This window comes from Metapseudomonas resinovorans, from assembly GCF_002003485.1.
GTDB lineage: Bacteria > Pseudomonadota > Gammaproteobacteria > Pseudomonadales > Pseudomonadaceae > Metapseudomonas > Metapseudomonas resinovorans_D.
Genome location: NZ_BDMA01000089.1, coordinates 96,163 through 121,567 on the forward strand (window position 1 = coordinate 96,163; position 25,405 = coordinate 121,567).

General features: G+C 61.6%; 19 protein-coding genes. 8 read left to right on the forward strand and 11 right to left on the reverse strand.

Annotated elements, in window-relative coordinates; genetic code table 11:
• The first annotated feature begins 46 nt into the window (after positions 1–46).
• On the forward strand, positions 47–5,542 hold the full coding sequence (locus tag MnOB_RS25235; protein WP_077527280.1) for a trifunctional serine/threonine-protein kinase/ATP-binding protein/sensor histidine kinase: 5,496 nt from the start codon (positions 47–49) through the stop codon (positions 5,540–5,542).
• Positions 5,543–5,563: 21 nt separating this feature from the next.
• On the opposite strand, the gene dapF is transcribed toward MnOB_RS25235, so the two are convergent.
• Positions 5,564–6,361, reverse strand: a complete 798-nt coding sequence (gene dapF / locus MnOB_RS25240; protein ID WP_077527281.1) for a diaminopimelate epimerase — start codon at positions 6,359–6,361, stop codon at positions 5,564–5,566.
• Between the two features lie 183 nt (positions 6,362–6,544).
• Between dapF and MnOB_RS25245 the strand changes: the two genes are divergently transcribed.
• Positions 6,545–7,549, forward strand: a complete 1,005-nt coding sequence (locus MnOB_RS25245) for an acetoacetate decarboxylase (ADC) (RefSeq protein ID WP_077527282.1) — start codon at positions 6,545–6,547, stop codon at positions 7,547–7,549.
• Between the two features lie 73 nt (positions 7,550–7,622).
• Here the strand turns inward: MnOB_RS25245 and MnOB_RS25250 are convergent, their stop codons facing one another.
• Positions 7,623–8,069 carry a MerR family transcriptional regulator gene (locus MnOB_RS25250; RefSeq protein WP_077527283.1) on the reverse strand — a complete coding sequence of 149 codons (447 nt, stop codon included), beginning with the start codon at positions 8,067–8,069 and terminating at the stop codon, positions 7,623–7,625.
• Between the two features lie 178 nt (positions 8,070–8,247).
• On the opposite strand from MnOB_RS25250, the gene MnOB_RS25255 reads away from it, so the two are divergent.
• The 3 genes from MnOB_RS25255 (at position 8,248) to MnOB_RS25265 (ending at position 11,344) form a co-directional block, all read left to right on the forward strand.
• Positions 8,248–9,078, forward strand: coding sequence for an alpha/beta fold hydrolase (locus tag MnOB_RS25255; RefSeq protein ID WP_077527284.1), 831 nt, complete (start codon positions 8,248–8,250; stop codon positions 9,076–9,078).
• Between the two features lie 316 nt (positions 9,079–9,394).
• Positions 9,395–9,817, forward strand: coding sequence for a glycine zipper domain-containing protein (locus MnOB_RS25260; RefSeq protein ID WP_077527285.1), 423 nt, complete (start codon positions 9,395–9,397; stop codon positions 9,815–9,817).
• Positions 9,818–10,120: 303 nt separating this feature from the next.
• Positions 10,121–11,344 carry an OmpP1/FadL family transporter gene (locus MnOB_RS25265; protein ID WP_077527286.1) on the forward strand — a complete coding sequence of 408 codons (1,224 nt, stop codon included), beginning with the start codon at positions 10,121–10,123 and terminating at the stop codon, positions 11,342–11,344.
• Between the two features lie 249 nt (positions 11,345–11,593).
• Here MnOB_RS25265 and MnOB_RS25270 read toward each other — a convergent pair whose 3' ends face one another.
• Together MnOB_RS25270 and MnOB_RS25275 are read right to left on the reverse strand one after the other, a co-directional pair.
• On the reverse strand, positions 11,594–12,649 hold the full coding sequence (locus MnOB_RS25270) for a beta-keto acid cleavage family enzyme (RefSeq protein ID WP_077527287.1): 1,056 nt from the start codon (positions 12,647–12,649) through the stop codon (positions 11,594–11,596).
• 49 nt (positions 12,650–12,698) lie between these two features.
• Positions 12,699–13,547, reverse strand: a complete 849-nt coding sequence (locus MnOB_RS25275) for a TauD/TfdA dioxygenase family protein (RefSeq protein ID WP_077527288.1) — start codon at positions 13,545–13,547, stop codon at positions 12,699–12,701.
• 512 nt (positions 13,548–14,059) lie between these two features.
• Here MnOB_RS25275 and MnOB_RS25280 point away from each other — a divergent pair.
• Both MnOB_RS25280 and MnOB_RS25285 read left to right on the forward strand, forming a co-directional pair.
• A complete protein-coding gene (locus MnOB_RS25280) occupies positions 14,060–15,271 on the forward strand; it encodes a patatin-like phospholipase family protein (protein ID WP_234358329.1) in 1,212 nt (403 codons plus the stop codon).
• 170 nt (positions 15,272–15,441) lie between these two features.
• The gene (locus MnOB_RS25285) at positions 15,442–16,323 is read left to right on the forward strand and encodes a helix-turn-helix domain-containing protein (protein ID WP_077527289.1); all 882 of its coding nucleotides are present in this window, start codon (positions 15,442–15,444) and stop codon (positions 16,321–16,323) included.
• Positions 16,324–16,448: 125 nt separating this feature from the next.
• On the opposite strand, the gene MnOB_RS25290 is transcribed toward MnOB_RS25285, so the two are convergent.
• The 4 genes from MnOB_RS25290 to MnOB_RS25305 form a co-directional block, all read right to left on the reverse strand.
• Entirely contained in the window at positions 16,449–17,744 is a 1,296-nt protein-coding gene (locus MnOB_RS25290; RefSeq protein ID WP_077527290.1) for an NAD(P)/FAD-dependent oxidoreductase, read from the reverse strand.
• A 14-nt stretch (positions 17,745–17,758) separates the two neighbouring features.
• Positions 17,759–18,844: a polyamine ABC transporter substrate-binding protein gene (locus MnOB_RS25295; protein WP_077527291.1), complete on the reverse strand. Its 1,086-nt coding sequence runs from the start codon at positions 18,842–18,844 to the stop codon at positions 17,759–17,761.
• Positions 18,845–18,887: 43 nt separating this feature from the next.
• Positions 18,888–20,246, reverse strand: a complete 1,359-nt coding sequence (locus tag MnOB_RS25300; protein WP_077527292.1) for a glutamine synthetase family protein — start codon at positions 20,244–20,246, stop codon at positions 18,888–18,890.
• Between the two features lie 334 nt (positions 20,247–20,580).
• Positions 20,581–20,940 carry a DUF1214 domain-containing protein gene (locus tag MnOB_RS25305; protein ID WP_199824599.1) on the reverse strand — a complete coding sequence of 120 codons (360 nt, stop codon included), beginning with the start codon at positions 20,938–20,940 and terminating at the stop codon, positions 20,581–20,583.
• 636 nt (positions 20,941–21,576) lie between these two features.
• Here MnOB_RS25305 and MnOB_RS25310 point away from each other — a divergent pair.
• Positions 21,577–21,885 carry a hypothetical protein gene (locus MnOB_RS25310; RefSeq protein ID WP_077527293.1) on the forward strand — a complete coding sequence of 103 codons (309 nt, stop codon included), beginning with the start codon at positions 21,577–21,579 and terminating at the stop codon, positions 21,883–21,885.
• Between the two features lie 201 nt (positions 21,886–22,086).
• On the opposite strand, the gene MnOB_RS25315 is transcribed toward MnOB_RS25310, so the two are convergent.
• The 3 genes from MnOB_RS25315 to MnOB_RS25325 are packed head-to-tail and all read right to left on the reverse strand — an operon-like array spanning position 22,087 to position 25,400.
• Entirely contained in the window at positions 22,087–23,529 is a 1,443-nt protein-coding gene (locus MnOB_RS25315) for a mannose-1-phosphate guanylyltransferase/mannose-6-phosphate isomerase (protein ID WP_077527294.1), read from the reverse strand.
• 51 nt (positions 23,530–23,580) lie between these two features.
• A complete protein-coding gene (locus MnOB_RS25320) occupies positions 23,581–24,228 on the reverse strand; it encodes an alginate O-acetyltransferase AlgF (protein ID WP_077527295.1) in 648 nt (215 codons plus the stop codon).
• Entirely contained in the window at positions 24,225–25,400 is a 1,176-nt protein-coding gene (locus MnOB_RS25325) for an alginate O-acetyltransferase (RefSeq protein WP_077527296.1), read from the reverse strand. Before MnOB_RS25325 ends, MnOB_RS25320 begins: the two co-directional genes overlap by 4 nt.
• Positions 25,401–25,405 lie beyond the last annotated feature (5 nt).

The window sequence follows — 25,405 nt, forward strand, 5'->3', positions numbered from 1 at the left end:
AGCCATACAACTGAGTATCAGCAACCTCCATGCGATGGCATTGGCGATGGGCAAGAGTTCGTCGATCTTGTGGGACGATGGTGAACGCGCTTACTGCCGGGAATTCCGCGTGGGCGAGGAGGGCGGTCAGAGCGTTCTGATAGCGCGCCTTGTCGCCGAACACCCTTCACCCGCCTCCCTTGATCGCCTCACCCATGAATTCAGCCTGAAGGACGCTCTGGATGGCGCCTGGGCGGTGCGCCCCCTGGAACTGGTGCGCGAATCTGGCCGACCTTGTCTGGTGTGCGAGGACCCCGGTGGCGAGCTGCTCTCTGGATTGCTCGGCGCGCCCATGGAAACCGGGGATTTCCTGCATCTTGCCGTGAGCATCGCCGGGGCATTGTCCAGATTCCACCAGCGCGGCCTGGTCCATAAGGACCTCAAACCCGCGCATATCCTCGTGAACTGCACCGACGGCCAGGCCCGGCTCAGCGGATTCGGCCTGGCCTCGCGGCTGCCTAGGGAGCGGCAGGCGCCTGAACCGCCGGAAACCATCGCCGGCTCGCTGGCCTACATGGCGCCGGAGCAGACCGGCCGGATGAACCGCTCGATCGATTCACGCAGCGATCTGTATGCGCTCGGCGTCACGCTCTACCAGATGCTGACCGGAACCTTGCCGTTCCAGGCCGCCGATGCCATGGAGTGGGTGCATTGCCACATTGCCCTCAAGGCGGTTCTGCCCCATGAGCGGGTGGCGACCATTCCGGCCATGGCTTCCTGCATCGTGATGAAGCTGCTCGCGAAGACGGCGGAAGACCGTTACCAGACTGCCGCGAGCCTCGAGCATGACCTGCAGCACTGCCTGGCCGACTGGCAGCGCCAGCGTCGCATCGATGAGTTTCCCCTGGATGAACGTGGCACGCCTGACCGGCTGCTGATCCCCGAGAAGCTGTACGGGCGGGAGCACGAAGTCGATGCACTGGCTGCGGCCTTCGATCGCATCGTCAGCAGCAGCTCGCCGGAGCTCGTGCTGGTCTCCGGCTATTCCGGCATGGGGAAATCCTCGGTCGTCAACGAGCTGCACAAGGTGCTGGTGGCGCAGCACGGGCTCTTCGCATCGGGCAAGTTCGACCAGTACCAACGCGACATCCCCTATTCGACGCTGGTTCAGGCGTTCCAGAGCCTGGTGCGTCCGCTCCTGGGCAAGCGCGATAGCGAGCTGGCGCGCTGGCGCACGGCCTTGTCTGACGCGCTGGAACCCAATGCGCGGCTGATGACCGATCTGCTCCCCGAACTGAAACTGATCATTGGCGAACCACCGCCCGTTCCGGAACTGGACGCGCCCCAGGCAAAACGCCGGTTTCTGCTGGTGTTCCAGCGTTTCATCGGTGTATTTGCCCAGGCCGAGCATCCCCTGGCGCTGTTTCTCGATGACCTGCAATGGCTCGATACGGCGACGCTTGATCTGCTGGAAGAACTGCTGACGAGTTCGGACCTCCGCCATCTGATGCTCATTGGCGCGTATCGCGATAACGAAGTGGATGCGCTGCACCCCCTGACGGGCAAGCTCCAGGCCATCAGGAATGCCGGCGGCCGGATCGAGCAAATCAGCCTGTCCCCCCTGTCGACGGCGCACATCACCCAGCTGATCGCCGAATCGCTCCATTGCCTCCCGGAGCGTATCGAACCGCTGGCCCGGCTGATGCACGACAAGACCGCCGGCAATCCCTTCTTCGTCATCCAGTTCCTCCAAGCGCTGGTCGACGGAGAGCTGCTGACCTTCGATCACGAGAGGGAGCAGTGGCTCTGGGACGCCGGGCGGATCCACGCCAAGGGCTACACCGATAACGTCGTCGACCTGATGGTGGAAAAGCTGAGCCGCTTGCCTGCCGAGACTCAGCAGGCCTTGCAGCAGCTGGCCTGTCTCGGCAACGTCGCGAAAACCCGCACGCTGGCTTCCGTGCTCGGTGTCAGGCGCTCCCAGCTCCAGGCTTTGCTGTGGGAGGCGATTCGCCAGGAACTGGTCGAGCGGCTGAATGGCGTCTATGCCTTCGTGCACGACCGCATCCATGAGGCCGCGTATTCGCTGATCGCCGAAACTTACCGTGCTGAAGCCCATCTGCGCATCGGCCGGATGCTCGTCAAGCAGACACCGGAGGAAAACTGGGAGGAGGAGATTTTCGAGATCGCCGGCCAACTCAATCGCGGTGCCGGGTTGATCACCGACCGCGAAGAGCGGGAGCAGCTGGCCGAGATCAACCTTCTGGCCGGGCGGCGCGCCAAGGCCGCGACGACATTCGCTTCGGCGCTCACCTATCTCGCGGCCGGTGCCGATCTGCTGGATGAAGTGTCCTGGGAGCGCCGACATGATCTGGCTTTCGCACTGGAACTGAATCGCGCCGAGTGCGAGTTCCTCACCGGCCAATTGAGCATTGCCGACGAACGTCTGGCGGCCCTGACGAATCGTGTCGCCGGACCGGTCGAATGGGCCAGGGTGGCGTGCGTGCGAATGGATGTGTGCCTGCTGCTCAACCAGAGCGGTCGCGCGGTCTCGGTGTGCCTCGATTACCTGCGGCATGTGGGCATCGAATGGTCATCCACGCCTGCGGACGAAGTGGTGCGCAGCGAGTATGAACGCATCTGGACCGGGCTCGCCGGAAGGCCGATCGAAGATCTCATCGACCTGCCATTGATGGAGGACGCCATTGCCCTTGCGACCGTCGAGGCGCTGGTCAAGCTGACGTCACCCGCCTTGCATGCGAATTCGAACCTGGCTTCCCTGACGATCTGCAAAGCGATCACGCTGAGCATCGAGCATGGCAACTGCGATGCCTCGTGCGTGGCCTACGCCACCGTGCCCAGGATTACTGGCCGGCGCTTCGGCGACTATGAGGCCGGCTATCGATTTGGCGAGCTCGCCTGCAAACTCGTCGAGCGCCTTGGTCTCCAGCGCTACGAGGCGCGCACCTACTTCTGCTTCTCGGTCTTCGTGGCGCGCTGGGCGCAGCCCATACGGAGCTGTTCGGACCAGTTGCAGCGTGTCTTTGTCACGGCTAACCGTATCGGCGACCTGCCGTTTGGCGCCTTTTCGCGAAACTGTCTCGTCTCGAACCTGCTGTTCGCCGGTGAGCGATTGTCCGATATTCACGAGGAGGCCGAGCGGGGGCTGGCCTATGCCCGCAAGATCCGTTTCGGACTCGCCATCGGCTTCATTGAAAACCAGCTTGCGCTGATCCGGTCACTGAGGGGTTTCACACCCACCTTCGGCTGCCTGGACGATGAGCACTTCAATGAGGCACAGGCCGAGGAGCGCATAACGGACGTCTCGCGGGTGCTCGCGTGCTGGCATTGGATTCGGAAACTGCAAGCGCGTTACCTGGCAGGAGACATCGAGGCCGCCATGGAAGCGGCGTCGAAGGCGCATGAGGTGCTCTGGGCGTCCCACTCCTTCATCGAGGAGGCCGAGTACTTCTTCTATGCTGCCCTGGCCAGGGCAGCGCTGTGCGACAGCATCCCGGCCGGTGATCGCCAACAGCATCTGCATGCGCTGGTCGCGCACCAGCAACAGTTGCAAAGCTGGGTAGCGCTCTGTGCCGAGAACTTCGCCAGCCGCGCCCTGCTGGTGAGTGCTGAAATAGCCCGTATAGAAGACCGCCGCATGGATGCCGAACTGCTCTATGAGCAGGCCATCCAGTCGGCGCAGGAAAGCGGCTTCGACCAGATCGAAGCGCTGGCCAATGAACTCGCTGCGCGGTTCTACGCATCGGCTGGCTTCCAGAAGATCGCCCGCCTGTACCTGCAGGATGCCCGCTATGCCTACCTGCGCTGGGGCGCAACGGGCAAGGTGCGCCAGCTCGAGCAAGCGCATCCGTTCCTGAAAACGGATGACACGGCCCCCGGCCCGACGAGCACCATCGCCACGCCGGTGGAGCACCTGGACCTCGCGACCGTGATCAAGGTTTCGCAGGCGGCTTCCAGTGAAATCGTCCTGGAAAGATTGATCGACATGGTCATGCGCACGGCCATTGAACAGGCCGGCGCGGAACGTGGGCTACTGGTGCTGTCGGACGCCGGCGAGGCGCGCATAGCGGCGGAGGCGACCATGGGAGGCAAGGCCGCCGAACTGCAACTTCGCGACATACCGGTGAGCGCGGACATGCTGCCGGAGTCGATCCTTTTCCATGTCCTGCGCGCCCAGCAGAGCATCGTGCTGGATGATGCCTCGGCCGACCCCGGCCTTGCGGCGGACACCTACATCCGCACGCGCCACTGCCGCTCGATTCTCTGCCTGCCGCTGATGAATCAGGCGAAGCTCATCGGTGCCCTTTACCTGGAAAACAACCTCACGGCCCGCGTATTCAGCCCAACGCGTATCGCCGTGCTGAAGCTTGTTGCCTCGCAAGCCGCAATTTCCCTGGAGAACGCTCGCCTGTACCGCGAAGTGGCGGAGCGCGAAGCCAAGATCCGCCGCCTGGTGGATGCCAACATCATCGGCATCGTGGTCTGGAACGCCAGCGGCGGCCTGGTCGATGCCAATGATGCCTTTCTCCGCATCATCGGCTATGCGCGCGAGGACCTGCTGGCGGGCCGCCTGCGTTGGCGGGACCTGACACCGCCGGAATTCATTGAGATCAGTGAACGCTCCCTGGCGAGCGCGTTGCAGACGGGGAGGGCGCAACCCTATGAAAAGGAATACATCAGGAAGGATGGCAGCCGCGTGCCAGTGGTTGTCGGCCTGGCTTCCTTCGAAGGGAGCCGGAAGGAAGGTGTCGCCTTCGTGCTGGACCTGACCGAACGCAAACAGGCGGAGGAAAAGGTCCGTGGGAGCGAGCGGCGCTATCGCGAGGTGCAGGCGGAACTGGCGCACGCCAACCGGGTCGCCACCATGGGCCAACTGACGGCGACCATCGCCCACGAAGTCAATCAGCCCATCGCGGCGACCATCCTCAATGCCCAGGTTGCCCAGCGGCTGCTCGGTGCCCCATCGCCCGACCTCGACGAAGTCGGAAACACGATTGGGCGGATCATCAAGGATGGCAACCGGGCGGCGGATGTTATCGGTCGAATTCGCGAGTTGCTGCGGAAAGCGCCCTCCCAGAAGCTGCCGATGGACATCAACGAGGCGATCCTCGAAATGGTGGAGTTCACCCGCGGCCAGGCCACCAAGGGCAAGGCCCTGGTGAAGCTGCAACTGGCAGAGGCCCTGCCGCGCATCGAGGGCGACCGTGTCGAGCTGCAACAGGTGCTCCTCAATCTGATCATCAACGCACTGGAAGCGATGAGCGATGTCGGGGATGGAGGGCGGCAGCTCGTCATCAGTACGGTCGAGGATGAGGGCGGTTACGTGCGGGTGGCGGTGACCGATTCAGGTCCGGGATTCGCCTCGGAGCCGGAGCAGATCTTCGCACCGTTCTACACCACGAAATCCGCTGGCCTGGGCATGGGCTTGTCGATCTGCCGCTCGATCATCGACGCCCATGGCGGCCAGTTGCGGGCGAGCGCAAATGAGCCCCGCGGTGCGACCGTCCAGTTCACGGTTCCCGCTCATAACGCTACTTCCTGACGACCACGGGAAGGGCAAGGCTCAGCTGAAACACTCTTCGTCCAGGCTGTAGCGGCCCACGCGGCGCACCGGCCCTCGCATCAGGACCTCGAAGTTCTCATCCAGCACGATCTGGATCAGTCCGCCGGGCATATGGACATTCACCTCGGGCTCCACGAGTCCCAGTCGCCGGCAGACCGCTGCTGCCGCACAGCTGCTGGTGCCCGAGGACAGCGTATAGCCAACGCCTCGCTCCCAGATGCGGACTTCCAGGTTGTTGCGGTCGATCACTTTCACGAACTGCACATTGGTGCGGTTGGGGAAGGGTTCGAGATGCTCGATGACCGGCCCGAGGGCGCGCGCGGTTGATTCATCGGGTTGATCCATGAAAATCACACAGTGCGGATTACCCATGGAGACCGGATGCAGCCGCAGCTCGCGTCCCTGCACATTCACCTCCAAGGCGCTCCTGTCCGGAAACTGTGCACGCCCCATGCGAATGGCAACGTTGCGGCCTTCATCAAGAACTTGGCACGACACCACGCCACCGGCCGTATGCACCTGGAATTCACCTGCGCCAACGTGGCCGCGATCCCAGAGGTAGCGGCAGAAAATCCGCAGTCCATTGCCGCTTTTCTCCGCTTGGGAACCGTCAGTGTTGTAGATGATCACGCTAGGCATTTCGCCCTGCGTGAGCACCGGTACAAGGATGCCGTCCGCCCCGAGTCCCCTATGTCGATCACAGGTCCGCGAGATTTCCGCCGGCGAAAGATCGAAAGAGGGTTCGTCTGCATAAACGAGGTAATCGTTACTGGCAGCGTGGTACTTGAAGAAATCCATGGTGAGCTTCTGTTCGCGAGGTGCAGCGAGAGTAGGCAAGGCCGCAGGTGCGAACAAGCTATGCACGGGAATTTGATTCCCTCCGAGAAGTGCTTGACCTTAAAGTTGAGTTAAACGTTAGGGTTCTGTTGGCGGGTTCCATAGGGAACAACGGCATAACGTACTTAGCGGAGGGTTCAGCAGATGAAACGAGGCAGTTTTGCGGCAGTGGCGGGGATATTCATGAGCACCGTATCGGCCTTCGCATTGGCGGGAAATTCCCCCAACGCCAAGGAAGCAGGAAGCGTGATGATCAACATCGGGGGCCACGAAGTTCCTGTTGTCGCCGGTGGTCTGTATGACCGCTTCCGCTCCAATCCTCCGCTTGCCACCATCGAATCCGAAGCCCCTGGCGTCGATCTGAGCTGGTTCAGGGGGCTCAAGAAAACCAAGGTCGACATTGGATTCGAATCCTACTCACCCAATTTCTACTACAAGAACAACCGGATCACCGTGGTCTACACGGCGGACATTAATAAGCTCAGAGCGTTGATGCCCGCGGAGGTCCTGGGAAAAGTCCAGCCCGTGCAGGTCTGGCCGGGCAGGGGACTGGTCGCCCTTACCGCTTACTCCTATGAGTACTGCGATAACGACAGCTACAACGAAATCGCCCTGTCCATCGTCACGAACAAGCCTGGATCATCGAACCTCGGCCCGGTCTCGCTGGTAGGTCAGTCGCTGTCCGGGGATTTCTGGGGGTACGTGCTGAAACTCCCGGTCAATACCGAGCTTGCCCGGGTACGGGGCGTGGTCGGCTACAACTTGCCGAAGTGGCTGACGGGCATCAACCGCCGGGAGAGTGACAAGTCCGTGACCTTCGAAATCGTTGATAACGAAACAGGCAAGGTTGACGTGGTCTTCGAGGGAGAGAAGTTGAGTGCGCCTTCAGATGAAGTGGAGCTGGTGACCAACAGCTTCACGAACGTCGGTAAAGACGGCGGATTGACCTACGGCTATGCGGTATCCCGGCAATTGAGCCACGCCTCCAGCACGAGTGCGGACTCGGTCAATCTCACGCTGAATGACGGTAGCCTTTCCACATTCATGAAGTCCCTGGATCTGGGGAAAATGCTGAAGTACGAGTACGTGCCGCAGTTCCAGAGCGCACTCTATGCGCCCGAACCCTTATCGATGCTGGACAACGAATAATCGCTACGGCCTTGCGCCAATGGGGTCAGGTCAGGCCATCGCGGCCTGACTTGCCCTGTGCGGAAACGCTGTCTCAGCCTTCGCGAGCCGGCCGACTGGAACCGGTCGCCGTTTTGGCTTCCTTACGGAGGCGATTCAGTACCCGCTGAGTGTTTTCCCCGCACTGCATGCCTTCCGGCTTGCTCTCGATGACTTCGATGGTGACCAGCAACTGCGCCTTGTTCTGCTCCAGGCGCGCTTGCATGGCCTCGATCTCGGCCACCTTGCGCTTGAGACTGTCCAGCAGTTCCCCGTGCTGCCAGCTGTTCTGGCCGATTGGCAGGAGATTGCGGATTTCCTCCAGAGAAAAGCCTGCGGCCTGGGCCCCGGTAATGATCTCCAGGATGAGCACCGCGTCAGGCCCGTAGTCGCGATAGCCGTTGGACTTGCGATCAACCGAAGTGATCAAGCCACTGGACTCGTAGAAACGGATGCGGGAGGCCGCGAGACCGCTGAGTTTCGCCAGTTCACCAATTCTCACGCTGCACCTCGGCAGAATCATTGACCTTAAAGCTTACTTTAATCCTAGAGTCCAATAGCGGCCAAGCGACTCAACGGCAACGCCAGCCGCGTTTTCCAGGCATTGCCCGCCATGCGCGGTACCGATTGGCGAGCACATCTCCAATGGCAGACCTCCACATCAGACAGGAGAAGCGAACATGGGATACGTCACAACGAAGGATGGAGTCGAAATCTTCTACAAGGATTGGGGACCGCGCGATGCGCAGGTGATCTACTTCCATCACGGCTGGCCGCTGAGCTCGGACGACTGGGATGCGCAGATGCTGTTCTTCCTGGCCCAGGGCTTTCGCGTAGTGGCCCACGATCGACGCGGTCATGGACGCTCCAGCCAGGTCTGGGATGGCCACGACATGGACCATTACGCCGATGACACGGCAGCGGTCGTGAACCACCTCGGCGTCCAGGGTGCCGTCCATGCCGGCCATTCCACAGGCGGTGGCGAGGTCGTTCGCTACATCGCGCGGCATCGTGAAGACCCCGTTGCCAAAGCCGCCCTCATCAGTGCGGTGCCGCCGCTGATGGTGAAGAGCGCGAGCAATCCCGATGGTCTTCCCAAGGATGTCTTCGACGGCCTGCAGGCCCAGCTCGCTGACAACCGCGCGCAGTTCTTTCGGGATGTCCCGGCCGGTCCCTTCTATGGCTACAACCGCCCAGGTGCCACGCCGTCGGAGGGCATCATCCAGAACTGGTGGCGGCAGGGCATGATGGGCAGCGCCAAGGCGCATTACGACGGCATCGTCGCCTTCTCCCAGACCGACTTCACCGAAGACCTCAAGAGCATCACCATCCCCGTTCTGGTGCTGCATGGCGACGACGACCAGATCGTGCCCTATGAGAACACCGGCGTGTTGTCGGCCAAGCTGCTCAAGAACAGCACCCTGAAGATCTACCCGGGGTTCTCGCACGGCATGCCCACCATCAACGCCGACACCATCAACGCCGATCTGCTCGCCTTCATTCGAAGCTGAGTTTCACGGGAGCCAGGGAGTTCACTTCCTGGCCTCCAACGGGTTCCACAGGTTGTTGTCGCGGGGAGCGACTCTCGCTTTGCGCATGAACGCCCGAGCGAAACCTTTTTCTACCCCTCGATGTGGCTCGATGTAGTGCAGATTTTGTAGATGTCATTGGTGGGCGCCTGGGTTTAAATACGGACTTTGCTCGATAGCCGGTAGCGCTAGTAAATAGACTTTTGACTCAGGTCCATGAAGGACCGAACTTGCATTGTCTGCCTGTTTCCCTTCCGACAGAATTGTCTGCACCCGTTTCCAACTCGAGGTTCGAAAGATGCGTAAATCACTCTCGGCACTTGCCCTCAGCATTCTGGCTTCGCAGTACGTAGCCGCCGATGAAACGACCAACACAGCGGTGGGCGGCGGCATTGGCGGGGCCGTGGGGAGTGTCGTTGGCCAGGCCGTCGGCGGAAGCACTGGCGCTGCGATCGGTGCCGGTTTGGGCGGCGCAGCAGGCGGGGCGGTGAGTGCGAAGGATGGCAAGAAGACCGAAGCAGCGATCGGCGGTGGTCTCGGTGCGGCCGGCGGCCAGGTGATTGGCAATAAGGTAGGGGGCTCCACCGGTGGCGCAATCGGCGCCGGTCTGGGCGGGGCTGCCGGCAGTGCTATCGGCAACAACCTGGCCGACGACGATGACCACCACGACAACCACAAAGCCAGCCACAAACATAAACACAAGCACAAACACAACGACTGATCCTTGGCGTCGTTGCACGAAGGCCCGCCTCTTTGGCGGGCTTTTGCATTTCACGGGATTGCCTTGTCAGAAGCGGAAAACGCCCTTGATCCGCAGATTTTCCTCCCTTCAAGTTGCGCCTCCAACTCCTCTGACTAGGCTTCGGCATGTAATTCCGAACTGGCAAAGGCCTTCTGCAGAGGGCAGAAGAATTAACCACCGCACGGCGTCCGATTTATCTCTGTCACGAGATGTACTCATAAACATCGGCAGTGAGGCAGGCGCAGCTTTGCGCACCAACTTCACACTGACCAAGGGGGCTCCATGGAAAGTGCATCGTTCCGGGTGTTGGCCGGCGTACTGGTTTCCCTGTGCACGTCGTCCGTCTTTGCCGGCTCGGCGGGATTTGCGGGCATCGCCGCCAGTGCCGACAGCGCTGAAACCGCCAGCGACAACCCGGCCGGCATGTCCAGGCTGCACAAGCCGGCTGCATCGATCAGCCTGATGCAGGCCACCGGGCTGGGCACCTTCGAGGTGGACGAGGGGCAGACCACTACCAGCGGGGGAGATCCCGATAACGACCTCAACCCAGTGATGATTCCGCAGGCCTATTACGTTCGGCCGTTCACTGAGTCCCTCCATGGAGGCATCTCGCTGACCATTCCGTCCGGATTTGGCTCCGAATACGGTTCCGATTGGGCTGGCCGCTACTACACCGACAGTTACTCGCTGGTCTATGTCGCCGTGACTCCTGCGTTGTCCTGGCGAATCAACGAGCAATGGTCGATCGGTGCTTCCGTGGGTATCAACTACATCTCGTCCCAGTCTGAAGTTGCCATCAACACGCTCGTACCCGGCGCTGCCGATGGAAAGCTCGAGGCCGACCTCGATGGCGTCGGGACCAACTTCAGTCTCTCGCTGTTGTGGGAAATGACGGCGAAAACCCGATTAGGCCTGGTGTACACAAGCGAATCCAAGACGGATATCGATGGCGACCTCAAATTCCGCAACACGGGTCCAGTGATTGGCGGATTGCTCGAACGGGGCATCCTGAGCGACAAGATTGAGGTCGAGCAGGTCATGCCTCAGCGCATCATCGGCGGCATCTATCACGAACTGGATTCCGGGGCGTTCATCGTTGCGGACCTCGCCTGGGTGGAATTCTCCCGGTTCGGCGCCAACTCGGTTTCGCTGGATGGCGAAACGATCGACGTGGAAGACAGCGGCTTCAACAACTTCTGGGCCGGTACCCTGGGCTACGGATTTCCCGCCAACGGCGGCCTGCGTTACACCCTCGACACCTTCTACGTGCAGGCGCCAGTCGACGACAGCAAACGAACGCTGGCCATGCCGCTGGATCGTATGTGGGGAGTAGGCGCTGGGGTCCAGGTCGATCATGGCAATGGCAAGTCGGTGGAGTTCAACCTGCATCTGGTGGACTTTGGCGAGTCGCCTGTGGATACCGGGCCGTCTGCCGTGCGTGGGCGTGTCGTGGGGGAAACCGAGCATCCATACGCCGTCATCATTTCCGGGGCGTACCACTTCTAAGTCACGGCCCCTGATCCCGGGCGAGGTGCTACAGGAAGCAACCTGGAAACGAACGATTCGTTGGCTTCGCTTGGCTCAGTGCCAATCCGGGTTAACAGCATGGGTATCGCAGTCTCAACCCATCCTACGTTGCGGAGATATGTGGGAAGCGGAGCAGCGACCGAGGCATCGCATCCAACGCTCGCTGCCATTTATGGCAGCGAGCCGCGGAAAATGGTCGGCCAGTTGCAGTGCTGACCGACCGGAGCATCAGGTGTGCTGCGTGAAGCCGACCTGACCCGGCTTGCGGTTTGGCGCGAAGCCGTTCCTGGCCAGGGTCTCGTCGGCGTCCTTGTAGAAGGTCCCGATCTTGTAGATCTTGCGGGCTTCCTCGCCATTGGCCACTTCACGGCCGAACTCTCGGGAGATGCGAACCAACTGCTCGATCTGCTCGACGGTCGTCATCTTGGCGGTCTGGCGCTGGTTCCAGATGTTGTCCTCGATGCCGCAACGTACGTGAAGGCCAAGAGCGATGGCCATCATGTTCAGCGGCAGCACATTGCGCATGCTGGTCTCCAACGTCAGCACCGAACCATCCGGGCAGGCGCGCACGAAGTTGGCCAGGTCGTACGGATTCGGCGAGTCGAAGCCGCCGCCGATGGCTACCCAGGTGAGGATCAGCGGTACGTTGCACGTGCCACGGCGCATCATGCGCTCGACGGTGTTGAGTTGGGTGATATTGGCCAACTGGAAGTGAGTCTGGATGCCGTTGGCCGAAAGGCGGCGAATGTGTTCCTCGACCCAGGCAGGACCGGCCGGGATGGTCATTTCCTGGTAGGCCCTGAGCATCACCGGGTCTTCGAGCGAAGTGCCGCGAATGTCGGCGGCGGTCATCTGCTCGCAGACGTTCATCTGGTTGGTGTTGATCGCGATGGTCACCTGATCCGGGGTCGGGGTCAGCTCGGCCAGCATGTGGCGGGTGTCGTCGGACAGCCACTTGGCAACGTCGCCGTCGTTTTCGGGGGCAAAGGAAATCGAGCCGCCGACCTGGAGGATGATCCCCGGGCAGGTTTCGCGGATACCCGCCAGCAATTCGTTGAACTTGGACAGGCGCTTGGAGCCCTTGCCGTCTTCCTCACGTACGTGGACGTGCAGCACGGTGGCGCCGGCGTTATAGCAGTCCACAGCTTTCTGGATCTGCGCGTCCATGCTTACCGGGATGTCTTCCGGGAAGTCGGACGGCATCCATTCCGGGCCGTAGGGGGCGGCGGTGATGACCAGCTTTTCCATGTTTTCGACAAACAGGGAACCATCGATGAAATTCATGACTTACTCCTGGGATCGGCTATCTAGTGGTTGTTGTGCGGTTCGATGATCAGAAGGGCTTGTCGCCGATGATTCCGGCGCGTTCCATCTTGCGGACGCAAGGCGGGTAATCCATCGCGGCGTAGTGCTGGGTAGAGCGGTTGTCCCAGATGGCCATGCTGTTCTTCTTCCAGCGCCAACGGACCTGGTATTCCGGGATGTAGGCCTGGCTGACCAGGTAGCGCATCAGGTCGCTGCCGCCCATGCTGTAGTCCTGGCCGTAGCGCACGCGCTCGGGCGTGTGGAAGTTGGTGAAGTGGGTAGTGAACGCATTGACGAAGAGGATCTTTTCGCCGGTTTCCGGGTGGGTGCGCACCACTGGGTGCTCGGGGTCCGGATACATGGCCTTGAGCGCCAAGCGCTTCTCGATAGGCATGGCCGCGCCGAAGCTCGCTTCGATGCTGTGGCGGGCGCGCAGGCCTTCGATGCGCTGCTTCACGTCTTCCGGCAACTTCTTGTAGGCCAACGCCATGTTCGCCCACAGGGTGTCGCCGCCTACCGACGGCCCTTCCACGCAGCGCAGCACGCAACCCATGGGCGGGGCGTCGCGCCAGGTGGCGTCGGTGTGCCAGGCGTTCTCGTAGCGGTCGTTGGGTTGGCCCGGTTCCTTGTAGATGCGCACCAGGCCCGGATGCTCCGGGTCGCTGCCGGCCACCGGGTGGTCTTCCAGCTCGCCAAAGCGGCGGGCAAAGGCCACATGCTCGGCACGGCTGATGTCCTGGTCGCGCAGGAACAGCACCTTGTGCTTGAGCAGGAGTTGGCGGATTTCGGCGAAGAGGCCGTCATCGTAAGCCGCATCCGCGAGGTTCACGCCGATAAGCTCGGCCCCGATACTGCAAGTAAGTTGTTCTACGCGCATCTTGTTGTTCTCCTCTGGCGATGTTTGTTCGGCCGGGCGAGCTACTGGGAAACGGGGCCCTTAGCTCAGACCTCGAGGAGGAATCTAGGGATGGAGAGGGGGGAGGCGACCATTCATTTGGCGACAGGTTCTTCGCAGTTCATGTCAGGTCCCCAGCCGCCGAAGCAGGATCTTGAGTGCCATTGATCTGGGTCAGTTTTTGCGGGGGGAGGCAACTGGCTGCCGTTAGTCGATACACCGAAAACAAGCCAGCGGGGGAGAGGTCTATAACCGCTATGTTGGTTTTGATTGCTGTTCGTGGTCCGGCCAGCCAGACCAGCGACGTCGGGCTCCAGGTTTTCTGAGCGCAGAAACGTGAAGCGTCTTTAATGAAGTAACGGGAGCCAAAGCTGTCCTCACTCAACGACCCCGCGCAGTTGCCACAGATGATCAATCCGCACCCTGGCATGCAAATTGTTGGGAAACGATCCGCGCGAACATGTGCGACGTCGCGCTCAGCGAGAGAGTCGACTATGAAAGCCACCAACCTGATCGTGACCCTGTTGCTACTGTTGCAGGGCTGCACCATGGCGCCGATACGCCTACCGGCGGTACCGAACGATCTGACGGCCAGAGCGGAAATTCCAGGCATGCCTGGCGTGCGCTATGTCGGCGGCGGCGACATGACAGAATTCACCCGGATCGGCATTCAAGCGCTCCAGCGGGAGCAGGCTTATCTTGTAAAGCAAGGGCACAAAGGACCCCTGCCGCCAGCGGTATACCTGGCCATTTCGGGCGGTGGTGACAATGGGGCGTTCGCCGTAGGCGTGTTAAATGGCTGGACGGCTACAGGCACGCGTCCGGAATTCAAACTCGTCACTGGCATCAGCACGGGCGCTCTGATCGCGCCTTTCGCATTTCTGGGGCCGAAGTACGACGAGACACTGAAAAAGTTCTATACGACGCTGTCACCGAAAGACGTCCTCGAGCCGCGCAGTTTCTTCGAAGGCGTTCTGGGTGATGCAATGTCAGACAACGCACCGCTATTGAAGCTGACACGCGAGTCGTTGAATGAGCAGATACTCGATGAAATCGCCGCCGAGTACGCCAAGGGCCGCTTTCTGTTAGTTGCCACTGCGGACCTCGATGCGCGCCGCGCCATAATCTGGGACATGGGGAAAATCGCGACCTATGGCGGTCCTGAGGCATTGGATCTGTTCGTGAGAGTCATGATTGCATCTGCCTCTATTCCGGGAGGATTTCCGCCGATGATGATCGACGTAGAAGTCGATGGTAAGGCCTATCAGGAAATGCACGTGGACGGCGGCATCATGGCACAGGTGTTCGCTTATCCGGCGTCTGTTCGCGTCGATGAGGAAGCAAAAGCAGTTGGAGTGACCCGCGAGCGCAAGCTATACGTGATACGCAATTCACGGCTCGACCCGGACTGGGCGGACGTCGAGCGCAAAACCATGAGCATCGCCGGTCGCGCGGTCACCTCGTTGATCCACAGCCAGGGTATCGGCGACCTCTACCGGATCTATTCCACCACCCAGCGTGATGGTGTGGATTTCAACCTCGGATTCATACCCTCGAGCTTTAACGCTCCGCACAAGGAAGAGTTCGATAACGAATACATGCGCAGTCTCTACGCAACCGGTTATGACATGGCGGTGAAGGGCTTCCCGTGGCTCAAAACACCTCCCGGATTCACTGCTCCCGGTGTAACGGCAGCAGGGAAGTAGTGAGCGTGCGTTGTGCCCCAGTCTGTGCCGACTGCGGTCGTTGGCGAACTGCTCCACCCGGCCGATTGCGAGCGCTCGTTGGGGACAGCGGCGGCCACGCATTTCCCGACTTGCACGGGGCGCATGGCGATTGATAGCCTTCCGGGCCTAAAAAACCAGCAGGCCTGGGTATGGTAATCAGGGTTGTCGAAGCACAAGAAGTAGATCAGCAGCGGATAGCCATTCCTGGCTGGGAGCAGCAGTACACGCAGATGTCTGCCGGGCGATTCTCGGGCCGTATTCTGCATGCCGAAGTCCAGGGGATCGAGCTTTATGAGGAGCAAATGAACCTTCGTGTGGAGCAGGAGTTCCACGCTCCGCCAGACGCCCTGGTCTTCAGCTTCGACATGTCGGAGAACACGCTCTACCTGCTCGATGGCGAGACTCGCAACGCCTGGGTCACGCCGGAGAACTATCGCGAGGTGGCGGTGGTGATCAAGCAGGCGGCGCAATGGGGCCAGCCGCTTGACGCGTTCGCCGACCTGGTGCTCACGCCTCTTCGATCCGATAACTGCAGGTCAGTCGCAGCGTCGCTCAGCGATATGCTCACTGGTGCATTCGGCGGCCAACGCCATATGGATGCCCCAGGTGTCGCGCAGACCATCGTCTCCGACTGTTTCTACTTGCTCTGCGAAGCGCCGATCGGTGACGGGCGCCGGTCGCGCTCTACCGTCCAGGCCAAGCGAGTCGTTCAACGGGTCAAGGAAGTGGTCGACGATTGTCCAGAAGAGAACTTCGGGATGACCGAGTTGGCCGCGAAAGCCGGTGTATCGCCACGCAGCCTTCAGCAATCCTTCCTGCGTTATGCCGGCATCCCACCTATCGTGTGGCTTAGAAATCGACGACTGAATGCTGCTCGCCGCGATTTGCTGGGGGCAGCCGAATCGGGCGTCACCGTGGCCGAGGTGGCCATGAAATGGTCATTCTGGCACCTGGGCCGCTTCTCCCAGTCCTACCACGCCCTCTTCGGCGAGTACCCCAAGACCACCGTCAAGCAGGGCTACCGCGCCTGAGCTGCTGCAGAGGCAGCCTTGGCGTAGAACCGTAGGATGGCGTGGAGCGAAGCGATACCCATCAATCACGATCGCTGCAACATGGGTATCGCCCAGGCTCCACCCATCCTACAAGAGCCGATCTATCAGCCCAGTAACTCCCGCACCCGATACCATGCCATGCCCAGCGCCAACAACGGGGAGCGCAGCAGCTTGCCTCCGGGGAATGTCAGATGCGGCACTGCGCTGAACAGGTCGAGGCCCTGGCTTTGACCGGCATGGATGGCCTCTGCCAGGAGCTTGGCTGACCAGTGCGTGACGTTCAGGCCGTGACCGGAATACCCCTGGGCAAAGAACACATTCGGATGCGCCTTGAGCCGCCCCACCTGCGGGAAGCGATTGGCGGTGATACCAATCACGCCGCCCCACTGGTAATCGATCCTGACCTGCTCGAGCTGGGGAAATACCTTGAGCACCTTCGGCCGCATGTAGGCGCCGATGTCCTTCGGGTCACGACCCGAGTAGTGGCAGGCCCCCCCGAAGAGCAGGCGCCGATCGGCCGTCAGACGGTAGTAGTCCAACCCCACCTTCTGGTCGCATAGCGCCATGTTCTGCGGGATCAGCTGTGCCGCCAGTTCCTCCGACAATGGCTCGGTGGCGACCACGTAGCTGCCAGCGGGCAGTACCTTGCCGGTCAGCCTGGGTTCCAGATCGTCCAGGTGCGCATTGCAGCCGAGCACCAGGTTGTTCGCCAGCACGCGTCCCTGCGCGCAGTGGACGATCGCGGTCTTACCGTGCTCGATGCGCAGCACCGGGCTCTGCTCGAAGATCTGTGCGCCGAAGGCCTTGGCCGCGCGGGCTTCGCCCTTCACCAGGTCCAGCGGATGCAGGTGACCTGAGCCCATGTCGACCAGGCCGCCGGCATAGCAATCGCTTGCCACCACCTCACGCATCTGGCCGGGGCCTACCAGCCGGGTCTGATGCGGATAGCCCAGCGCATTCAGTTCCTCTTGCTCCTCGGCCATGGCGGCGAACTGGGCGGGGGTGTTGGCCAGCTCGCAGAAGCCCCAGCGCAAATCGCAGTCGATGTTCAGGTCGCGGATGCGCTCCGCGACCAGGGTCACCGAGTCGAGGCCTGCACGCTCCAGGTAACGGACTCCTTCCTCGCCCACGTACTTGGCGAAGCCACTGACGTCGTGGCCGATGCCGCGTATCAGTTGGCCGCCGTTGCGCCCACTTGCGCCCCAGCCGATGCGCCGGGCTTCCAGCAGCACGACGGAGTGGCCACGCTGGGCCAGCTCCAGTGCAGTGTTGACGCCTGTGAGCCCACCGCCGACGACGCAAACGTCCGCGCGAACGTCCCCCGCGAGCGAGGGATACAGCTGTTTGTCTCGGGCGGTTGCGGCGTAATAGGACGCAGCATGCTCCTCGGTGTGAGTCATGGCTCGTTCTCGATTCATTGGTTGAACTTGATCTTGCTCCAGCTGCGGGTCATCAGGCGCATGATCTTGGGTGGCGGCGCCTTGGCGATGTACAGCTTGTCGAGCACGGCCTGGCTCGGATAGACCTCGGGGTTGTTCTGCATCTCCGGGTCGAGCAGCGCCTTGGCGTCAGCGTTGGCGCTGGGGTAGCCGACGTACTCGCTGATGCCGGCGATCACCTTGGGCTCCAGGATGTAGTTGATGAACGCCAGCGCCTGGTCCGGGTTCTTCGCATCGGACGGGATGGCCATCAGGTCGAACCAGAGGTTCGCGCCTTCCTTGGGAATGCTGTAGGCGATCTCGATGCCGTTCTTGGCTTCCTTCGCCCGCGCCGCCGCCTGGAACACGTCGCCGGAGTAGCCGAAGGCCACGCAGATGTCGCCGTTGGCCAGATCCGAGATGTACTTGGACGAGTGGAAGTAGGTGACGTAGGGGCGCACCGCCGCGAGCTTGGCCTCGGCTTTCGGGTAATCGGCCGGGTTGGTGCTGTTGGGGTCCAGGCCCAGGTAGTTGAGCACCGAGGGGATCATCTCGTCGGGGGAGTCCATGAAGGCGACGCCGCACGCGTGCAGTTTCTTCAGGTTCTCCGGCTCGAACAACACCGACCAGGAGTCGACGTGGTCGACGCCCAGCACTTGCTTCACCTTCTCGACGTTGTAGCCGATGCCGTTGGTGCCCCAGAGGTACGGCACCGAATGGCGGTTACCCGGATCGTTCTGTTCCAGCAGCTTGAGCAGCTTCGGGTCCAGGTGCTTCCAGTTCGGCAGCTTGCTGCGGTCGAGTTCGAGGAAGACCCCGGCCTGCACCTGGCGGGTGAGAAAGTGGTTGGACGGCACCACCACGTCGTAACCCGAACGGCCCGCTAGCAGTTTGCCTTCCAGCGTTTCATTGGAGTCGAAGACGTCATAGATCGGCTTGATGCCGGTGGTTATCTGGAACTCACCCAGAGTGTCGGGGGCTATGTAGTCAGTCCAGTTGTAGACGCTGATCGTCGGCTCAGCGTGGGCGACCTGGGCCATCGTGGCCAGGGCAAAGGGCGCAAGGTAGCGCAGCAGTCTCATATCGACTCCCGTATTTTTGTTGTGATGACGGAATGGGGGCGAGCTAGACGCTCAGCAGCAGGAACTCGCGCTCCCAGGAGCTGATCACCCGTTTGTAGTTCTCGTGTTCGGTGCGCTTCACGGCAACGTAGCCCTGCACGAACTTGCGGCCCAGGTATTCCACTAGCACTTCGCAGTCTTCCATCTGGGCCAACGCGTCCTCGATGGTAATCGGCAGGCGCAGGTTGCGGCGCTCATAGCCACGTCCTTGCACCGGCGTGCTGGGGGCACACTTCTCGACCATGCCCAGGTACCCGCAGAGCAGGCTGGCAGCCAGCGCGAGGTAGGGGTTGGCATCTGCGCCGGGCAGGCGGTTCTCGACCCGCGTCGCCTCAGGCGAGGCGGGCGGAACACGTAGCCCGACGGTACGGTTTTCTTCGCCCCACTCGACATTCACCGGAGCCGAGGTGTCCGGCAGGAAGCGGCGGAACGAGTTCACGTTCGGCGCGAACATGGGAAGCACCTTCGGAATGTACTTCTGCAGGCCGCCGATGAAGTGGAGGAACAGCTCGCTCTTGGAACCATCCGCGTTGACGAAGATGTTCTTGCCGGTGGCCACATCCAGCACGCTCTGGTGAATGTGCATCGCGCTGCCCGGTTCGTCGGTGATTGGCTTCGCCATGAAGGTTGCGCTCACATCATGCTTGAGCGCGGCTTCGCGCATGGTGCGCTTGAACACGGTGATCTGGTCGGCCAGGCTCAGCGCGTTGCCGTGACGGAAATTGATCTCCATCTGCGCCGGGCCGTCTTCATGGATCAGCGTATCCAGATCCAGCCCCTGTGCTTCGCACCAGTCGTATACGTCCTCGAACAGCGGGTCGAACTCGTTGGTGGCATCGATGGAGAAGCTCTGGCGGCCGCTCTCTGGGCGCCCCGATCGGCCCACGGGAGCCTCGAGGGGGAAATCAGGGTCGCTGCTGCGCTTGGTCAGATAGAACTCCATCTCCGGCGCCACGACCGGGCTCCACCCCTTATCCGCATAAAGCTTCAGAACGCGCTTGAGCACGTTGCGCGGCGACAACTCGATCGGGTTGCCGTACTTGTCGACGGTGTCGTGGATGACCATCGCGGTCGGTTCGAGCGCCCAGGGCACGAGGAAGACGGCGTCGGGATCGGGGCGGCAGACCATGTCGATGTCGGCTTCGTCCAGTAGGTCGTAATAGACGTCGTCATCAACGAAATCACCGGTGACCGTCTGCAGCAGGACGCTTTCCGGGAGTCGCATGCCCCCTTCGCCGAGGAACTTGTTGGTAGGGGAAATCTTGCCGCGAGCGATGCCGGTCAGGTCGCTGACCACGCATTCGACTTCGGTGATTTTCTGTTGTTTCAGCCGTTGCTCCAGTTGCTCGGCAGGGGTGGTCATACAAGCCTCGGAAAGTTCATGGTTTCGGATTGAGGACGCGCCTGCAGCATGCTGCTGCAAGTCCGCGGGGCCAGTGTCGTTCGCAGAGGCGCCCCCGTTCTATCCACTTTCCGCACACATGACCGAGCCTGCGGCAACGCTCCCTTGTTGCCACGGGAAAAAGGGCAGATTCATTCTCCTGCTCTGATGTTCGATATGGGCTCCCGCTCACAGACTGAAGGTGCGAACCATAGTCAGCGGCAGGGGAGTCCATCCCACTGCTTCTGGCCGGTAGCAACTCTTTGTGAGTGGCTGGCTTCCGCCATGACCTATCGTTGAAGGGGCAGGAATAGGGTCACTCCATAGCTTCGGCGTCCGGCAGCTTCCACGTCTTCTCGAACAGTTCCTTCTTCGGGCCGTAGAGGCGAAAGAGCAGCTCGAAGCGTCGTTTCGGATCTGTCGGCACCCAGTTTGACGCCTTCCCGGCAGGCGCTTTCGGGCCGAAGTAGATATCCGTCGAGCCATCAGCATTCTTCTGCACCACCGGGTCGTTCGCCGCGAGGCTGGGGCGGGGCATGCCGACGATCAACGCGTGCGTCTCGCGGTCGTAGGCCGTTGCCGACCAATACTGCTCGATGGGCGCGTTCGCCGGCACCGTCAGGCGACAGGTCTTGCCGCCCTCCAGCGGCTTGCCCGCACGGTCGCTGATGTTCACAAGATAGACGGTGGAAAGTTCGCAACACCAAACCCGCAGTGAGGCTGCTTCAAGGGGGAAGCCTGATGATTGAGCGAACAGGCAGACAAAGCGTAGCTATTGACGGTCTAGCAAACGAACTGGGCGACAGGTGAGCGCATTTCAGACGGCTGTGCCCTCGTCGGCGTGAAGGGCAAGGGGAGGGTTCGATCCAAGGATCTTCGCTGCGCAGAGGCACAAAAAAACCGCGGTTGCGAGCAGCACCGCGGCAAAGTAATCAGCAAGGCGATCCATCCAGCGTTAACAGGGCCGAGGCCCCGGCTGTTGGCTCAATGCCCGGTATGCAAGGGCACAAGCCGAAGCATAGGACCGTATGTATACCTGCATGTTTGTAGGTGACCGACGGCGAAAAGGCCAAAAATTGCGGGTCCTGAAGGCCTCTATATCGGAAGGAATTGCCACATCACCGCTGCGAGTCCGCCTACCCTGGAGGATCAGGCTAGGGGCTCCGATGGAATAGAGAGCGGCATGGCGAAAGCGTTCAGGGAATACTCTGGGGGAGCGGCGCGCCGCTAGTCAGTCATTTTACGCCGCGTATTGGAGCCTGCTGGACTGGTCTACCATCTTCTTTAGTTCACAGAACCGCCCGGAGGCCCCATGACTGATCGTTACTCCTGGACCCGTGAGATTGCAGAAGACCGGGCCGTAGCCGGGGCCGCATTGATTCCGGTTCCTCTGCGGGAAATGATCGATGGCCTGGATTCGGGCGCGATCAAGCCTTTCTATGCGGCCGTCGCCAACCTTGCCTTCTCGGCGGCTGATCAGTGCCAGGAATACGATGGCTACTGCATTGGCCTGATCGATGCTGCCTACCAGCGCGGCGAGTTGGGCATCGTGGAGCGCGACGAGCTGCGGAATTTCGTCATTGCCCTGTGCGCTGATCGCAAGGGCAAGCCGTCGGCCTAACGCACTTTTCTGTAGGGGCGAATTCATTCGCCAAGGGCGGCGAAGCTGCCCCTGCAAAGTAGAAGGGCGAACCTGCGGTCCGCTTGGCGATTGAAATCGCCCCTACAGGTCCGTTCCCTGTGGCAGCCAGTAGCCCGGGAAATCCGGTCGTGGGAGCGAATTCATTCGCGATCGAATCCGCTCCTACAGGCAACCGGTGAGTCAACGGTGGGGCGTGATCCCGAGCGTCTCGTGCTCCTCGCGGCCGTAGACGTCGTCCAGGCGTGTGATGTCGTCCTCGCCGAGGTAGCTGCCGGTCTGCACTTCGATCAGCACCAGGGGAATCTTGCCGGGGTTGGAGAGGCGGTGGACCGACGTGATGGGAATGTCGGTGGACTGGTTCTCGGTAAGCAGGAACACCTTGTCGTCACAGGTCACTTCGGCAGTGCCGGAAACCACGATCCAGTGCTCGGCGCGGTGGTGGTGCATCTGCAGCGATAGCCGGCCGCCGGGTTTCACGGTGATGTGCTTCACCTGGAAGCGTCCGCCGGTGTCCACGGAGTCGTAATAGCCCCACGGCCGATAGACCTGACAGTGGTTTTCGACTTCGCTGCGGCCTTCGGCCTTGAGCTTCTCGACCAGTTGCTTGACCTTCTGCACGTGATTCTTGTTGGCGACCATGATGGCGTCCTTGGTTTCCACCACCACCACGTCCTCCATGCCGATGATCGAGACCAGCTTGCCGTTGCCGTGCACCAGACAGTTGTGGCTGTCCTGCACAACCACGTCGCCCTTGATGACATTGCCGTCGGCGTCCTTGTCGAGGACGTCCCAGATCGATGCCCAGCAGCCCACATCGCTCCAGCCGGCATCCAGGGGCACCACGCAGGCGCGCGCGGTCTTTTCCATCACCGCGTAGTCGATGGAGTTGTCGGGACAGCAGGCGAAGGTGGCTTCGTCGATGTCGATATGGTCCTCATGGCATTTGCTACGTTCCAGGGCCAACCGGCAGGTGTCGTGGATGTCGGATTCGTGTTTCTTCAGCTCTTCCAGGAAGCGGCTGGCGCGGAACAGGAACATGCCGCTGTTCCAGAAGTAGTCGCCGGATTCGACGAATTCCCGGGCACGCTCGGCGTTGGGTTTTTCCACGAACTGGGCAACCCGGCTGATCCCCTCGGGCAGCGCAGGGTCCTGTTCGGAGCGAATGTAGCCGTAGCCGGTTTCCGGCCGGGTCGCCGGTACGCCGAACAGCACCAGCTCACCTTGCTCGGCGGTGCTGGTGGCGAGTACCAGCGCCTCGCGGAAGGCCTCCAGGTCTTCCAGGACATGGTCCGAAGGCAGGACCAGCAACAGTTCGTCACGCCCTTCGCTGATCAGTTGCATGGCGGCCATTGCCACGGCCGGCGCGGTATTGCGGCCGAAGGGTTCGAGCAGGACCGCATGGGGTGTGATCTCTATCTCGCCGAGCTGTTCCTGGACGATGAAGCGGTGGTCCTTGTTGCACACCAGGATGGGCGCTTGCATGCCATCGAACGTCAGCCGTTGGAGGGTCTGCTGGAACAACGTGTGGTCGCCGGTCAGGGCGAGAAACTGCTTGGGGAACTGTCGGCGGGACAACGGCCAGAGCCTTGAGCCGCTACCGCCGGAAAGCACAATGGGAATCATGGTTCATCTCCTGCTGGCGAGTTGCAAAATGCCCCACTGGGCTATGCGTTTTCAGTTGTTGGAGAGCGGTCGCTTGACCCACACGGGAGCGAGCTTTCCGGAGCTGCCGGTGACGTAAAGGCACACCACTTCACCGCGAGTGAACGCGACCGGTTTCAGGTCGCTGATCTTCTGGCTACCGGCGAACAGCGCGAGGTTGACCTTGACCGGGTTGATCTCGCGGTCGCCGGCGCTTTGCGGTGCAACGTTCTCGACCACTGCGGTCTTGCCGTCGGCGGTTTTTACACTGAGGGGCGTATCAGTGAGGTTCTGCACCCTGAGCAGGGCCTTCTGCTTGTTGCGGAACGGTTTTTCCTCCACCAGGCGGGGCTGGCCGCTGGGCAGGTTCACCAGGGTGTAGTAGCGGTCCGCGCCGAGCTGGAGCGACATGTTCTGGCTGCCGACCTTGGCGCTGTAATTGCCGCCGGGCATGAAGCTGAAGTCGGTGCTGGCCAGAGGACCGACGTCTTCAAGGCTGGCCGTGCCCACCTGGGCACTGACTTCCTGGTTGCTGGCGTTGTACAGACGCACGAAGGTCGATCCCTTGGGTGCGGCGGGACCATAGAGGGCGGCGTCGTCGGCCTGTGCCTGCCAGCAGAAAAGGCTGGCGAATAACAAGGCACCAGAGGCGATAAGTCGAGGATGGTTGTGCGGCTTCATGGTTGGCTTCTCCCAGGGGATACGGAGTCGGCGGTAACGGTCTGGTGGGGGCCGGTCGAACCGGCGGAGACCAGCTGGGCGATCCATTCCCTATCGAACTGGCTCAAGTCGGGGGACATCGGCAGGTAGCGCTCCGGGAACTCCCAGATCACCCACTGCGGTGGGGCGTCCTTGAATGCGTCGGTTTGCAGGTACTCGAGCATGGGCGGCAGCGGCCCTTGCCCGCTTTCGGCGAAGTCGAGGATGTCGCTGCCCAGGGCCTGGCGGAGGGCGCCGGAGAAGTTCCACTCGGGGTTGGCGCTGTAGCTGGTGCCGACCAGGGCTACTGGGACCTGGACATCGGCGAACAGCGCCGCCGAGGCGTCATCCGGATTTGCGTCGAGGGCGTGGGTGGAGCGTGGCTGGAACTGGTCGGGTGCTGGCAGCAGGGCACTGAACAGCGGATCGAGCGGCAGGAACCGCGCCAGATCACCCAGGTAGGACTTGCTCGCGGCCTGTTCGGTGGTGAACTGTTGGCGCGCGCCACTCAGCGGTGCCTTGCGTTGTACGGCGCGCGCCACTTCCTGGGCGACCAGCTCGGCACCGTGGGGCGTCCAGTGGGTGTCGGTACGCAGGAACAGAAGCCCTTTTTCCTTCTCGCGCAGCAGGCTGGCCAGCAGGTCGGGGGCGAGGATATCGGCGTGTTGCGCGGCTGCGTGCAGCCGGCGATACAGCCCGAGCTGCTGCTGGGCGGGCTGCTCTTCGTCGAGGTATTCCGGATACAGGCGGGCTTTCGCCGGCACTATCACCAGCAGCAACTTCACACCGTGTTCGTCGAGGCGCCGGTCGATGCCCCGAATCAGGCCGAGGTTGGCCTCGATCTGCTGTTCGCCGCGGGGCAGGGGATTGAACTCTTCATCGCTGAACAGCCAGTCCTGGCGGCCCAGCACCACGCCCGGACGGCCTTCGCCGAACAGGCTGTAGTCCAGCGCCGCCCACAGGTTGGTGCCCAGGCGTTTCAGCGGGAATTCGGCTTCGTAGTGATTCTCCACCGCCTTGGCCATCTTGCCGTCGTGCAGGGAGGCGTCTGCGGGCAGGCGGAGGTCCAGCAGCCCGCGTACCGACCAGGCGCCCAGGACCAGCAGGACGGCGAGGAACAGGGCGATGTAGGCATTGCGGGACAAACGGATCATGGCTC

What these genes read in the sequence shown, in the direction of transcription:
- MnOB_RS25285 (WP_077527289.1), top strand. Translation starts at nt 15,442, where the DNA reads ATGGTAATCAGGGTTGTCGAAGCACAAGAAGTAGATCAGCAGCGGATA.
- MnOB_RS25265 (WP_077527286.1), top strand. Translation starts at nt 10,121, where the DNA reads ATGGAAAGTGCATCGTTCCGGGTGTTGGCCGGCGTACTGGTTTCCCTG.
- MnOB_RS25245 (WP_077527282.1), top strand. Translation starts at nt 6,545, where the DNA reads ATGAAACGAGGCAGTTTTGCGGCAGTGGCGGGGATATTCATGAGCACC.
- MnOB_RS25295 (WP_077527291.1), bottom strand. Translation starts at nt 18,844, where the DNA reads ATGAGACTGCTGCGCTACCTTGCGCCCTTTGCCCTGGCCACGATGGCC.
- MnOB_RS25300 (WP_077527292.1), bottom strand. Translation starts at nt 20,246, where the DNA reads ATGACCACCCCTGCCGAGCAACTGGAGCAACGGCTGAAACAACAGAAA.
- MnOB_RS25235 (WP_077527280.1), top strand. Translation starts at nt 47, where the DNA reads ATGGGCAAGAGTTCGTCGATCTTGTGGGACGATGGTGAACGCGCTTAC.
- MnOB_RS25290 (WP_077527290.1), bottom strand. Translation starts at nt 17,744, where the DNA reads ATGACTCACACCGAGGAGCATGCTGCGTCCTATTACGCCGCAACCGCC.
- MnOB_RS25310 (WP_077527293.1), top strand. Translation starts at nt 21,577, where the DNA reads ATGACTGATCGTTACTCCTGGACCCGTGAGATTGCAGAAGACCGGGCC.
- MnOB_RS25280 (WP_234358329.1), top strand. Translation starts at nt 14,060, where the DNA reads ATGAAAGCCACCAACCTGATCGTGACCCTGTTGCTACTGTTGCAGGGC.
- MnOB_RS25325 (WP_077527296.1), bottom strand. Translation starts at nt 25,400, where the DNA reads ATGATCCGTTTGTCCCGCAATGCCTACATCGCCCTGTTCCTCGCCGTC.
- MnOB_RS25255 (WP_077527284.1), top strand. Translation starts at nt 8,248, where the DNA reads ATGGGATACGTCACAACGAAGGATGGAGTCGAAATCTTCTACAAGGAT.
- MnOB_RS25260 (WP_077527285.1), top strand. Translation starts at nt 9,395, where the DNA reads ATGCGTAAATCACTCTCGGCACTTGCCCTCAGCATTCTGGCTTCGCAG.
- MnOB_RS25320 (WP_077527295.1), bottom strand. Translation starts at nt 24,228, where the DNA reads ATGAAGCCGCACAACCATCCTCGACTTATCGCCTCTGGTGCCTTGTTA.
- MnOB_RS25270 (WP_077527287.1), bottom strand. Translation starts at nt 12,649, where the DNA reads ATGAATTTCATCGATGGTTCCCTGTTTGTCGAAAACATGGAAAAGCTG.
- MnOB_RS25275 (WP_077527288.1), bottom strand. Translation starts at nt 13,547, where the DNA reads ATGCGCGTAGAACAACTTACTTGCAGTATCGGGGCCGAGCTTATCGGC.
- MnOB_RS25315 (WP_077527294.1), bottom strand. Translation starts at nt 23,529, where the DNA reads ATGATTCCCATTGTGCTTTCCGGCGGTAGCGGCTCAAGGCTCTGGCCG.
- dapF (WP_077527281.1), bottom strand. Translation starts at nt 6,361, where the DNA reads ATGGATTTCTTCAAGTACCACGCTGCCAGTAACGATTACCTCGTTTAT.